This window comes from Comamonas sp. MYb396 (genome assembly GCF_037479555.1).
Taxonomy (GTDB): domain Bacteria; phylum Pseudomonadota; class Gammaproteobacteria; order Burkholderiales; family Burkholderiaceae_C; genus Comamonas.
On the sequence record NZ_JBBGYU010000003.1, the window covers coordinates 483,766 to 497,330 of the forward strand.

The following is a 13,565-nucleotide window of genomic DNA, read 5'->3' on the forward strand; positions in this document are numbered from 1 at the left end:
TCAATAGCTCGCTATTGACTGCGAAAGACGCCTTGCGTCTCATCCCGATCCGCGTCCATCCCATTGGGCGAGGGTTCTGCAAAGGGCCCCATAGGACGCCAGATAGCAAATAGCTCTTACACGTGTCAGTTGGTCTCAGCCAGCGCGTCACCCAGCGCATTGATCAGGCGGTCGATCTCGGCCTTTTCGCTGATAAAGGGCGGCGCCAGCTGGATGGTGTCGCCACCATAGCGCACGTAGAAGCCTTTTTCCCAGCACTTCATCGCGATCTCATAGGGGCGCTTGGCCGGCTCGCCGGGCAGCGCGGCAATCGTAAAGCCAGCAGCCAGGCCGTAGTTGCGGATGTCGGCGATGTGCTTGGCGCCCTTCAAGCTGTGCACCGCGTTTTCAAAGTACGGCGCCAGCGCCTTGACGCGGCCGGGCATGTCTTCTTTTTCCAGAATGTCCATAACCGCCACGCCAGCCGCGCAGGCCACCGGGTGGGCCGAGTAGGTGTAGCCGTGGGCAAACTCCAGCATGTACTCGGGGCCGCCTGCGGCCATGAAGGTGTCGTAGATGTCCTTGGTGACCACGCAGCCGCCCAGCGGCTGGGCGCCATTGGTCACCTGCTTGGCAAAGTTCATGATGTCGGGCACGACGCCAAAGGCTTCGGCGCCGGTCCAGGCACCGCAGCGGCCAAAGCCGGTGATGACTTCATCAAAAATCAGCAGAATGCCGTTTTGCGTGCAGATCTCGCGGATGCGCTCCAGGTAGCCCTTGGGCGGGATCACCACGCCAGCCGAGCCCGAGAACGGCTCGACGATCACCGCCGCGATATTGCTCGCGTCATGCAGCGCGATCACATCGAGCAGCTTGTCGGCCAGCGCGCGGCCGCCTTCATCGGACATGCCCTTCTGGAAGGTGCCGGCCGGTGGCTGGGTGTGGGGCAGGTGGTCGGCCACAATGCCCTGGCCAAACATCTTGCGGTTGCCGGCAATGCCGCCCACCGAGATGCCGCCGTAGTTCACGCCGTGGTAGCCTTTCTCGCGGCCCACCAGCACCGTCTTGCCGGCCTGGCCCTTCAAGCGCCAGTAGGCGCGCACCATCTTGAGCGAGGTGTCGGCCGCTTCCGAGCCGGAGCCGGTGAAGAACACATGGTCCAGGCCCGCAGGCGTGTGTTCCTTGATCTTGTTGGCCAGCGCAAACGAGGCCGGGTGGCCAAACTGGAAAGCCGGTGCGTAGTCGAGCTGCAGCGCCGCCTTGCCAATCGCCTCGGCCACTTCCTTGCGGCCATGGCCAATGCCCGAGCACCACAGGCCCGAGAGGCCGTCAAAAATCTTGCGGCCATCGGCATCGGTGTAGTAGGCGCCCTGGCCGCTGACGATCATGCGCGGCTTGGCCTTGAAGTTGCGGTTGCCGGTAAAGGGCATCCAGTGTGCGTCCAGCCAGGCCGCATCGGTGCGCAGCTGCGTGCTGCCCGTCGTATCGTCAATCTGCACAAAGCTCATGTCTGCTCCTTGAATCCGCTTAGCGGCTACCGGTGTTGATACGCCATTGTGGGGTGCGAGGATGCTTATTCAAAGAATGAGATATCAAAGCTCACTTGCTGAATTCCGCAAGTAATACCGTTCACACAAGCCCGCAAAATGCAGCCAGCCGTCGCTGCATCTGCTGCTGTCCAGCATAGAAAATGCTACTAATAATATAGCTTTAATCGTTGAAGCAGAAAGCGTTAACACGCTGTTTCATGCTTCATCCCGGTGTCACAGGCCCTGGCTATCGTGGCGTTTTTTGCTGCCACCGGTACCGCCACCATGACCTCCCACGACCCTTCCGCCCGCCGCCGCTTTCTGCTCTCTTCCAGCGCCATTGCCGGCACGGGCCTGCTGCCCGGCATCCTGCGCGCGCAAACGGCCCCCGCGGCCATCACCCAGGATGCCGCGCGGCCGATGCTGCTGTCGGGCCTGCAAAGCGGGGATGTGCTGGCCCACAGCGCCATCGTCTGGGCGCGGGCCAGCCGCGAGGCGCGCATGCGCGTGGAATGGTCCACCACCAGTAGCTTTGCCCAAAGCACGCTGGTGCGCGGGCCCGACCTGCTGCCCGATAGCGATGGCACCGGCCGCATCGATCTGCAGGGCCTGCCCGCCGGGCAGGACATCTTCTACCGCGTGCTGCTCGATGACCTGGCCAGCAGCAACACCCGCAGCCCGGCGGTGCTGGGGCATTTCCGCACCCCGCTGGCCAGCCAGGGCCCTGCCACCCGCCCCTTTCGCCTGGTGTGGAGCGGCGATACCGTGGGCCAGGGCTTTGGCATCAACGAGGGCATCGGCGGCATGCGCATCTATGACGAGATGCGCAAGGCCAACCCCGATGTGTTTTTGCACAGCGGCGACACCATCTATGCCGATGGCCCCATCGCCGAGACCGTCGCGCTGCCCGATGGCAGCACCTGGAAGAACCTGGTCACGCCCCAGGTCGCCAAGGTGGCCGAGACGCTGGACGAGTACCGGGGCCGCTACCGCTACAACCTGATGGACCGCCATGTGCGCGCGCTGGGCAGCGAGGTGGCGCAGATCTGGCAGTGGGACGACCATGAGGTCACCAACAACTACTCGGACAGCAAGAGCGTGGCCAACGACAAGCGCTATACCGAAAAGAATGTGCAGCTGCTCACGGCCCGGGGCCGCCGCGCCTTTATGGAATACGCGCCCATGCGCCCCTTTGGTGCGGCCGAGCAGCAGCGCGTCTACCGCCACCTGCCCCAAGGCCCGCTGGCCGATATCTTTGTGCTGGACATGCGCAGCTACCGTGGCCCCAACAGCCACAACATGCAGGCCGCCGAAAGCGCCGAGACCGACTTTCTGGGCCGCCCCCAGCTCGACTGGCTGCTGGCCGGCCTCAAGGCCAGCACCGCCACCTGGAAGCTGATTGCCGCCGACATGCCCATCGGCCTGTTTGTGCCCGACGGCAAGGACGCCCAAGGCCGCGACCAATGGGAGGCCATTGCCAATGGCGAGCACGGCGTGCCCAAGGGGCGCGAGCTGGAGATGGCACGCCTGTTGAAGGGCATCAAGGATGCAGGCATCGACAACGTGGTCTGGCTCACCGCCGATGTGCACTACACCGCCGCCCACCACTACAGCCCCGAGCGCGCGCAGTTCAAGGATTTCGCACCGTTCTGGGAATTTGTCTCCGGCCCCCTCAATGCCGGCGGCTTTGGACCCAACGAGGCCGACCAGACCTTTGGCCTCGATGTTGTCTTTCACAAGGCGCCGCCCAAGGCCAACTCCGCCCCCAGCGAGGGCTACCAGTTCTTTGGCCAGCTCGATATTGACCACCAAAGCCGGGCACTGACCGTGGTGCTGAAGGACCTCAACGGCGCCGCGCTCTACACCAAGACGCTGGCGCCGCAGCAGGCCTGAGCCACGGGCCACGCGCCATAACGGTCAGCCGCAGACGCCATGGGGCGCTGCGGCTCTTTGGCATGGGCCACCGCTTGCAACGCGCAGCACAGAGCACCGCCCAGCTTGGGCGCATACTGCCCCCTGGAGTCCACCTTTGGAGCAAGCCCCATGCCTACCACCACCGCTCTGGTCGATGCCCTGGACCACCTGGTGCTCACCGTGCACAGCATTCCGCGCAGCATTGCCTTTTACGAGCGGGTGCTGGGCATGGAGGCCCAGGAGTTCAAGCCTGGCCGCCATGCGCTGCACTTTGGCCGGCAAAAGATCAACCTGCATGAGATCGGCCATGTCGTCGACCCGAACGTGAAGCATGCAACCCCTGGCTCTGCCGATGTCTGCTTTCTGACCCGCATGCCCTTGGCCGATGTCATCGCCCACCTGCAGCGCGAGCAGGTCGCCATCGTGCAGGGGCCGGTGCGGGCCACCGGTGCGCAGGCCACGCTGCAGTCGCTGTATTTCTACGACCCCGATGAGAACCTGATCGAGGTCGCCAACGAGGTGCAGTGACTGAAGAGGTAGGGCTTGGTTAGCGCTTGACCGCCGCATCGCACCAGCGCTGGGCCACCGCTGGCGAGGTCATGCACACCACCTCCTGGGTGACGGTCGTCACCGCCCGCTCCAGCAGCTGGATATCGGCCTCATGCTGGCGGGCCACATGCGGGTCTTCAAAGAAGATCGCGCGCTGGCAGCGGCGCTCCAGCACCAGGTCGGCGATTTGCGCATCGCCCCCGAGTGGGCCGCTGTTGAAGCGGTCCACCCAGGGCTTGTCCGCCGGCCAGCCCTTGCTCCAGGCCAGCTCGTTGAGCTTTTGGCCAGTGGTGCCGGTACCCACGCGGCGGCGGTAGCGCGAGAGCAGCGCAAAATTGCGCTCGCAAAAGTCCAGCATCGCCGGCTTCATCGCATCGTGGGCGATCAGCGCCAGGGTCTGGTTGCCATAGTCGTGCAGGCGGTCGGCCTGGCGGTCGGGCGCCAGTCCGGCGTGGATGCGCTCCATCTCCACCCAGTCGCGCGCGCTGGCTGCCGTCGAGATAAAGGGTTTGCCGTGGATCACGCACTGGCGCTTCAAGGCCAGCGCCTCGGGGAAGATCGAGGACGGGTCCACTGGGTCGATCAGGTAGATAGCGCCGTCGAGCACGCGGTTGTCGCCCGGCATGCCCACCACCTCGGCCACCAGCTTCATCAGCCCGCCTTCGCGGCCATAGGGGTAGCGCACCATGCCCTTGTAGCCTTTGAGCATTTCTGCCGCTGCAATCGCGTCATAGGTGCGGCCCACCGCATGGAACCCGATGTTCAGCTCCCGAATCCCCTGCTCGCAGGCGCGCAAAAAGCTGAACAGTGCAGCATCCTCGTTCTGGTGGTGCAAACGGTTGGCGGCAAGGCCTAAAAGCATGGTCGATCCCGTGGGTGTGGCAAGCGACTGGAAATATAGCGCCAAAACCACAGCTCGGGTGTGACAGCCGACTGGCGCAGGGGCTCAATGCACTACCAAATCCATAGCACCAAGCCCCCGGGTCACAGCCAAGCAACCGCCTTTTACCTGGCATGAGCACCCTGCCCCATCAAGCCCGGCTCGCCCACCAGGTCTGCAGCCGAAACCCCAGCCACAGCACCAGCAGCATGGCCGCACCAAACACCCAGCCGCTCAGCGCACCCGCCATGCCGCCCGACAGCAAGGTGCCCACGGTGCAACCAATACCGGTCATGGCGCCCCAGCCCAGCAGCACGCCGCCCAGCAAACCCCGGCCCGCATCGCGCCCGGTGGGCAGGCGCGGACGGAACTGGCCACTGGCAAAAGCGGCGATAAACGCGCCGGCCAGCAAGCCCAGCAGCACCAGCGCATTGGGCGTGGCCCAGGTGGCTGCCGGCAAGGTAGCGCAGCCGGCAAAGCCATCGAGGCCATTGAGCCGCTCAGGCACCCAGCCCTGGCCTTGCAACGCGCCGCGCACCTGGCTGCCGAGCAAGGCCGTCACGCCCAGCGGCCGCATGCGCACAATGGCGGCGGTGGCGATCAGGCCGACCAGCAGGCCGCCCAAGGCATAGTTCCAGCGCCCTTGCCACAGGCTGCGCCACAGCGCAGTCACGCTGCGCGGCGCAGCCGTTGCGGGTACTGCAGGCAGCGGCAAACTGCGCTGGCGCTGCTGCACATGGCGCTGCCACACCCAAGCGGCCCAAGCCGCCAGCACGCCCAGCTGCAATAGCAGCGCGCCGCCATAGCCCAGGTGCTGCGGCAGCCAGACGACGGGCGCATCGGCCACCGCCAGGCTGTAGAGCGGGTTCCAGGTCTGAAAGCCCAAGGCAAAACCCAGCGCCGTGCCCAGCAGCGCAAACGGCGATGCGGCCGAGCCCTCCGCCAGCCGGTACCAGTGCGCGCTGATGCAGGAGCCCGACACCAGCATGCCCGCCCCAAACGCCAGGCCCGCCAGCACCAGCACCCAGCTCACCGGGCCAATGTGCATATCCGGCGGCAACTGCCCCCCCTGCGGGTGGGGCACCCAGCTGCTTTGCACCACGGTCATGCCCACCACGCCCACGGCCAGCGCCAGAATGATCGCCAAAATCCCGCGCGGGTCATCGCGTTGCAGCCAATCGCGCGCATGGCAGTAAAAGCAAAAGCGCGAGCGCTGCAGCACCACGCCCAGCGCCAGCCCAATGGCCAGCGCAAACACCAGGGTGCGCCCGCCATCGCGCTGCAGCAAGGCCTGCTGCAAGAGCCATAGCGCCAGCAGCAGCACCACGGCTGCCACCGGCTGCCAATAAGCGCTCGCAGCGCTGGCAGCCCCGGCCGCGCGCTGCCCGGCAGCAGTGCCCGCAACTCCCAAACTCCCACTGGAATCAGTCATGGCATTACATCCAAAAAAATGCCCGCGCAAGGCGGGCAGTGAACACAGGACCGAGCCCATGCGGAGACATTCAATACACCAAAGAATCGGCTTACTTGGCTGCCCAGATCGTGCCGGCCGGGTTGTTGATCGGCACACCGACGCTGTTGCCGTATTCGGTCCAGGAGCCGTCATAGTTCTTCACCTGGTAGCCCAGGATCTTGCTCAGCGCAAACCAGGTATGGCTGCTGCGCTCGCCAATGCGGCAGTAGGTGATGATGGGCTTGCTGCCGTCGATGCCGGCATCGGCATAGAGCTTTTGCAGATCGGCCCGCGATTTGAAGGTGCCGTCCTCATTGACCGCCTTGCCCCAGGGCACATTCACTGCGCCAGGGATATGGCCCGCGCGGATCGACAGCTCGGGCACGCCGGCAGGTGCAAACACCTTGCCCTGGTATTCGTCGGCCGAGCGGATATCCACCAGCTGCGTGGCGCCCTTGCCTTCCACCGCCGCCAGCGCATCGCCCAGGCGGGCGCGCAAATCGGTGTTGACCTGGCCCACACGGTAGGTGGTGGCGGCGTAGTCCGGCGCGCGGTTGTTCAGCGCACGGTTCTCGGCCTCCCACTTCTTGCGGCCGCCATCGAGCAGCTTCACGTTCTTGACGCCATACACATCAAACACCCAGGCGCCCCAGGCCGCAAACCAGTTGTTGGTATCGCCGTAGAGCACCACGGTGGTGTTGTCGCTCACGCCGCCCTTGGACAGCAATTGCTCAAACGCCTCCTTGCTGACAATGTCGCGGCGCACCTTGTCATTGAGGTCGTTGTGCCAGGAGAAATTGACCGCACCCGGAATATGCGCCCGCTCATACAACCCCGGGTTCACGCTGACCTCGATCACCCGCACATCGGGCCGCTGCAGGTTGGCCGCCAGCCATTCGGTGCTGACCAGCGCGCCCGCAGGCACCGCCTGCGGCGTATTGGCAAAGGCAGGGCTCGCGCCCCAAACGGCTGCCGCGATGGTGCCGGCAATCAAAACGCGCCAAGGCGCTGCTGTGCGGATAGTCATGCTGTGTCGTCCTTCAGGTCATGGGAGAAAAGGCTGCCATCACGGCAGGGCCTGCTTGCACTGTGCCGGTTGCAAGCAGCTACTCCAACTGAGGAATGCGCAGATGCATATGTGATCTGCGCGCTTGACAGGGGCCAAGCATGAACGACATCGGTGCAGCGCCAGCCTGAACTGGGCTGGGCTGCTTCCACTTTGGGAGCTAGAACGCCTCCCTAACCCCTTGGGCTAACCCCAGCCAAGCCGGGTTTCTCAAGCCTGGCTGACCGAATCCGCCCACTGCTGCGCCGTCTGCAGCCGCGCACGCGGCCCAAAGCTGCTGGTGCTGCTAAGGGTGATGTTGTGGTGCGCAATCACCTGCTGCGGCGTGACGGCGGCATTGCCGCAAGTGGTGTGCGCATCCTCCAACAGCACAACAGGGTAGCCATGGCGCAACGCGGCGCGCGTGGTCACATCCACGCAGTACTCCGTGTGCATGCCCCCAATCACCAGCTCCTGCACGCCCAGGTTTTGCAGCATGGGCAATAGGTCGGTCTTCCAGAATGCATCGCCGGTGGTTTTGTCCAGGGTCAGGTCGGTGCTCTCCACCTGCAGGCCATCGGCCAGCTGCCATCCGGGCGTGCCGGCTTCCAGGCCAGGCTCGGCGTGGCGCACCCAGATGATGGACGTTTTGGCTTGGCGCGCGGCGGTGGTGACCTGGTTAATGCGGGCAATCAGGGTGGGACAGTCCCAGGCGGCGTTGGTGCCGGTGCAGAGGGATTGTTGGATGTCTATGAGGAGGAGGGCTGTGGGCATAAGGGATCTGTCGCTCGGGGACCAAGTCTTGCACAGAAATTTTGATGAGGATATGGAGCTTGAAAAGGTGGTTACCTTAGAAATACATTTAAATTTTTCTTGCTGAAATTACGAATTGAGCAAAAAGCGTGCAAGCACAGCAGCGAGGTACTACCGCAACTCTAGAATAGGTGTTGGTTGTTAGCATCTTCGCTGGATTCATACCATCGGCTAACGCAAGAAAACCGTAGCCATGAGCGTAGATCTCCTTATCCCCGAAGATCCTCCAGGAACTCCGATACAGGGCTGACACCCGCCACCAGAAGCCGATCCCGCGCCCGTGTGCAGGCCACATACAAGAGGTTGCGTTCGGTGTTGTAGATCTCTTCAATGTCGGCGTCGTCCGTGACTGCCTCGACGCGTTCCTGCAATGGAATCACCTCGTCGTCGCAGGCCATCACAACCACCGCACGGAACTCCAAACCTTTTGCCAAGTGCATGGTGCAGACACTGGCTTGTCCATTTGTTGTCTCCACATGCTCGTCCAGTACGCTGAACGGAATGTCTGCCGCTGTGACGGCGGCCACCGCGCGTAAGATTTGAGGCTCTGACCTAACAAAGACGCCCAACTCGTGTGGGGCCAGTCCTTCTTTCACCCGCTCAATAAGCCATGCAGTAACTGCTTTACACTCAGCCACCTCGGACTTGAATGAGCGAATGTCGGGAGCTGGCCCATTGAAGACTGACACAGTACCGCGACGGTCTTCGGTGTTACCGTCGACGTCTGAAACATCAGGCCCCAACAATTGATCCGCTTGGACTCGAATTTGGTGAGAGGTCCGGTAATTGATGTTCAGCGTGCGTGATCGCCCACGAACATCCACACCCAATGATTTCCAAGAAAATGGTTGCTGGAAAATGCGTTGCCCCAGATCACCGGCGAAGAACAAGCTGTTAGGTCGGACTTTTCCATTGCTTGTGCTTGCAGCCGCCAGAAACTTGAGCTGCGCAATACTCACGTCCTGCGATTCATCGACCACCACAAAGTCAAAGGGTTGATGCGGCAGCGTCGCAGCTCTCTCTGCCAGGCGACTGAACATTTCTGCATGAGTGATCAGTTCTGCTTGTTTCAACGTATCTTGCGTTCGCTCGAAAACAGCCCACAGGGCGACACGCTGAGACTCAGAAAGCCGAGTCTTTCGCCCTAGTCGCTTCACATCCCTGTAGGCCTCCCAGGTCTTCAGCTGCCAAGCATCTACAAGATCATTCCACTCACCGAGCAGGAAACGTAGGCCGAACTTCAAAGTCGGGTCGACCTTTGCCGAGTCAAGCAACATCCGAATGATCTGAGTTTGAGATGCAAGTTTCGGCTTACCCCATTGCGCTGCATACAAGCGCGCGCCAATGGCCGACATGGACTGGACTTCAAGCCTCTCGGCAAGCCTCGGTTGATTGCTAATCAGGTTTTGCAGCTTGGTGGCCAGCGCACTGGCCAAGGTTTCGGAAAACGTTGCCAGCAGTACCCGGCTGTCTTGGTTGTGGCGAGCCAAGTGAACCGCGCGATGCAATGCCACAATGGTCTTGCCGGTACCGGCCGAGCCGGAGATACGCGCTGGTCCGGTGTAGTCGCGCTCTACCCAATGCCGCTGTGCAGGGTGAAGGAAGACAGTCCATTTCTCCCACGGGAAGTCGAGCGCACGCTCCAACTCTTCGACATCCTTCATTACCCGGAATCGGCGTTGCGCATCCGGGTGGCTGAATGGATCGGCACCTGGTTGGATCGCCACAACTGGCTTCGGCATGCCGCCTGTTGCTAACTCCAGCAGGGCCTCGGCAGCCTCGGCAGGAAGATGGTCAGCCAGCACCAGCAGGCTGTCTTCATCCACCTCGCGAACGTCAGCCAGCCATTCGGGCGGAACGCCGTAGCTCAACAGCTCTGTATCAGAGACTCCTCCGAACAATGCCTTTGGCTCGCGAAGAGGCTTTGATGCGCTCGATTTGCCACCATAAGGAACTGCAACCACTTCGCCAATGCGAACTACGATTTCTTCATAGCGTTCTCGAATCTCGACCCACTGTGCAGCCCCTGTCGTGGGATGCACTTCCAACTTTCGACGCTCGGCCCATTTATAGGCCTTGTCATGGTGATCGACATAGCAGAGTAGGAAACTGGTGGCAGTTTTGTGTACGATCAGGCGAATGTCGCTGCTGACCCTGACCGACCAGAAATTCTTGTCTTTCGATTGCTCAATCCTGTGCAGGCTCATGCTCGGATGAGCAGGGTTCAACTGCAAGTCAAACGCTGTAGTCTTCACAGCCTTCTGCTCATCCCCTGTAAGTTTCGCGAGGCTGTCGGTAAAAGTATCGGCGATCCGGAAATCCACAGAATTTCTCCTTAAGTCAGACGCTTTTGGGGATGGACCCTGACGTCCATGACGTGCCCATGAATAGGATGATGTTCGCGTCTGCACCAAGGTCCGAAGGCGGGTCTTCGTTTTCGAAGATGATCACTTGGACAGTTCTCCCATTGTCTGTCGCAGAAGATGCATCTCCGCTGTATAGGCGGAATGGGCAAGCCAGCAGCCACCACGTCTGCTAACGCAGAAGCACCAGTTGCGGGCGCTATCAATCGGCTGTACGAAATCATGCGATCTTGAATACCTTCATCACTTCATCGCCCAGATGATTGATCACCTTCACAGCAATGCGGCCGGATTTTGGTCTATCGAATGGGCGCGACGTGTCGCTGTTTAGGGTCGCCCAGGCTTCTTCATTGATCTCGGCCTTCAGCGTTGTCTTGAGAGCCTTGTAAGGGTCATTAGCACCTAGGAAGTAGGCATGGCGCACGAAGAAGCTTTCTTCGTTGTAGTCGGTGTCAATGAACCAGCAAGCGATGCCGTCGGCGCCATCACTGCGCACCTCACCGGTGTTGGGATGGAACACATCCACGCCGTTGACTTTGACGCAAACCTGGCCCTCGGCGGCATCGAGAATGTCAATGTCAGGTTCGCCGAAGATCACGAACAGGTTGCCCTTACCGGTGTTCTTGAGGTCTTCAGCCATGTGCAGGTCGGCGTTCATGCGAGCCTTCAGCACAGGGATACGGCCCAGTTTCTCGAACTCTGACGAGTGCGCGTCATAGTTGAACGCGCAAGCAATCAATACGTCGAAGCCAGCGTCTCCAGCCTCGCGCGCGGCGGAAACAAGGTCAGGTCGAGACACCGTGCCGAACTCCGGTCCTATGAAGATCGCTGCTCGCTTCTCGCCCGTGTTGTCTTCATACAAACCTTCGCCGCAAACTAGATCACCGGGCCACGGCACCAGCGAAGTAAAGGCGATCTTGTCTTCCTTGTGGGCCTGCTGCACGCCAGCGTTCTTGAGGTTTTCAAGAATGATCTGAACGAAGCTGCGCACGGCGTTGTATTCGGCCTGCTGCTCGGCCACCTTCGGGTCGTTGGGGTCGATCAACTCGTCGTTTTCATCGACACCAAGCACGCGGTGCGGTGACAGGCTTTCAACCGTGAACGGTCCGGCTACGCGGACCTTTTTCCTGTCCTCGTACGGCTTGTCGTAGAGGAACTCGAACTCTGCCTTGGCGGCTATGGATGTATCGATCTCCTGCTGACGGGCGATGCGCTGCTTCCACCAATCGGAGTGCAGCGTTTTGGCCTCGTCCGGCCACTTCGCATCCGCTTCACGTGGTACTTCCCATTCAGGCCAAGCCTTGCTCAATGCCTGGTTGAGCTGATCGCGCAGCGGCTCCAACAGCAACTGATGCTTGTCAAAGATGACGTCAATCTCGGCATTGTTGGCAATGGACTTCAGCGTAATGTGCGGCATCCGCTCGTAGACGAAGCCCTGGCGCACATTGCCCTGTGTAGGCGCGCTCGACGGGGCGCTGCGCGTGACCTCGGCTTCCTTGATTTGCCCGTCTCGGCTGTCGGCCAGTAGGTAATAGGGGTAGCGGGCGCCCATAATACGGGCACGCGCCAAGGCCAGCGCCACACGTGAAGTGTCGATGGTAATCCAGCGACGCCCCCATTGTTCAGCAGAGTGAGCGGTTGTACCTGAGCCACATGTAGGATCAACAACAAGGTCGCCCGGGTCAGTACACATCAAAAGACAGCGTTGTACTACCTTGGTGTCGGTCTGAACGACGTAAACCCGCGCATCGCCTACAAATCCGCCCCCGGCCGTATCAAGCCACACATTATTTCGCTTTTGGGTGACGTAGTCTTTCCAGAAACGAGCAAAGCGGAGTGTGTTGCCCTTTCGTATCAGTCGGTTTGCCCGCGCGAGGCGGTTCATGTTGCGCTGAGTAGTCGTCCAATGCCGATTCTTCGGTACCGTATAGCTGGTACCTTCAAATTCATATGAGTAGCCCAATGAATCAACCCAACCGTCTGAGTTAAGGGGATTGCGTGCAATCGGCTCACCCAGCTTCGTTACCATGGTTGGATCGTCGAAATCTAGGTCGCGGACGAGCGCCCTATCAAACGGTCCTCGCTCGACAGTGTCAAAGAATGCGATATCAGCCTCGGAAAATTCCTTGACATCCGGAACCGAGCGGAACTTCAGTACTGACTTGCGTTTCGCGAACCACACTATGTGATCGAAGTTTGACTGCAAGTAGTTGGTGTCGAACGCCCCTGATTTTTTGAAGGCAATTACGGCGACAGCGTTTTCCTCGCCAAAAACCTCGTCCATCAAAGCTCGGACACGATGCACATTTTCCTCGCCAATCTGCACGAATATCGATCCGCTATCGTTCAGGAGGTCGCGAGCAACCGTTAACCGATCCCGAAGATAGGTCAAGTATGAATGGATGCCATTCCGCCATGTATCTCGAAACGCTTTTACCTGCTCTGGTTCGCGCGTGATGTGCCCCGCGTTGCCATCCTTCACATCACGGCTGGTCGTGCTCCACTGGAAATTGCTATTGAATTTGATGCCATAGGGCGGGTCGAAGTAGATGCACTGCACCTTACCGCGCAGCCCTTCGCGCTCTGCCAGCGAAGCCATCACTGCCAAGCTATCACCCAATATCATGCGGTTGGCCCAATGCGCGTCATGGGCGTAGAACTCGGTTTTGGCGTCCTCATTGGGTAGGCCGTTGAAGTCAGCAAACATGTCGACCTGCGGTGCCTCGGTGCCTTGCGCACGTTCGGTCTGCCTCTTCAGATCGTCGATCAAAACCTTGGGGTGCACCTTCTCCTGGATGTATAGCGGCGGCGCATGCACCACGAGGTCTGACCAATCCTGCTCGTCCTTCCCGCGCCAAAGCAGCTGCGGGTCCAGATCGCGGTTGCGACCTTCGCGTTCACGCGGATACGCCACACGCACCGGGCTCTGCTGCTCCTTCTTCATGACCGACTGATACTCGGCCGTTGGGATGTTCTTGCGGGTGGCGTCTTCGTGCTTCAACGTTTCAACGCTCAGCGGGGTGTTCTTCTTGGTAGCCAT

9 protein-coding genes are annotated in these 13,565 nt (G+C 61.0%); 2 read left to right on the forward strand and 7 right to left on the reverse strand.

What is annotated here, in order from left to right; genetic code table 11:
- Positions 1-125 precede the first annotated feature (125 nt).
- The gene (locus WH265_RS09915; RefSeq protein WP_339517010.1) at positions 126-1,487 is read right to left on the reverse strand and encodes an aspartate aminotransferase family protein; all 1,362 of its coding nucleotides are present in this window, start codon (positions 1,485-1,487) and stop codon (positions 126-128) included.
- A 306-nt stretch (positions 1,488-1,793) separates the two neighbouring features.
- Between WH265_RS09915 and WH265_RS09920 the strand changes: the two genes are divergently transcribed.
- Positions 1,794-3,401 (forward strand): alkaline phosphatase D family protein, encoded by a 1,608-nt coding sequence (locus WH265_RS09920; protein ID WP_339558160.1) that lies wholly within the window; start codon positions 1,794-1,796, stop codon positions 3,399-3,401.
- Positions 3,402-3,551: 150 nt separating this feature from the next.
- Positions 3,552-3,950 carry a VOC family protein gene (locus tag WH265_RS09925; protein ID WP_339558161.1) on the forward strand — a complete coding sequence of 133 codons (399 nt, stop codon included), beginning with the start codon at positions 3,552-3,554 and terminating at the stop codon, positions 3,948-3,950.
- Positions 3,951-3,969: 19 nt separating this feature from the next.
- Here WH265_RS09925 and WH265_RS09930 read toward each other — a convergent pair whose 3' ends face one another.
- From WH265_RS09930 to WH265_RS09955, 6 genes are all read right to left on the reverse strand, one after another.
- Positions 3,970-4,833: a methylglyoxal synthase gene (locus tag WH265_RS09930; protein ID WP_339558162.1), complete on the reverse strand. Its 864-nt coding sequence runs from the start codon at positions 4,831-4,833 to the stop codon at positions 3,970-3,972.
- Positions 4,834-5,002: 169 nt separating this feature from the next.
- Complete coding sequence (locus WH265_RS09935; protein ID WP_339558163.1) at positions 5,003-6,283, reverse strand: YeeE/YedE family protein; 1,281 nt, start codon at positions 6,281-6,283, stop codon at positions 5,003-5,005.
- 91 nt (positions 6,284-6,374) lie between these two features.
- Positions 6,375-7,331 carry a sulfurtransferase gene (locus WH265_RS09940; RefSeq protein ID WP_339558164.1) on the reverse strand — a complete coding sequence of 319 codons (957 nt, stop codon included), beginning with the start codon at positions 7,329-7,331 and terminating at the stop codon, positions 6,375-6,377.
- A 249-nt stretch (positions 7,332-7,580) separates the two neighbouring features.
- Complete coding sequence (locus WH265_RS09945) at positions 7,581-8,123, reverse strand: isochorismatase family protein (protein ID WP_339558165.1); 543 nt, start codon at positions 8,121-8,123, stop codon at positions 7,581-7,583.
- A gap of 248 nt (positions 8,124-8,371) precedes the next feature.
- A complete protein-coding gene (locus WH265_RS09950) occupies positions 8,372-10,486 on the reverse strand; it encodes a UvrD-helicase domain-containing protein (RefSeq protein WP_339558166.1) in 2,115 nt (704 codons plus the stop codon).
- 259 nt (positions 10,487-10,745) lie between these two features.
- Entirely contained in the window at positions 10,746-13,565 is a 2,820-nt protein-coding gene (locus tag WH265_RS09955; protein ID WP_339558167.1) for a site-specific DNA-methyltransferase, read from the reverse strand.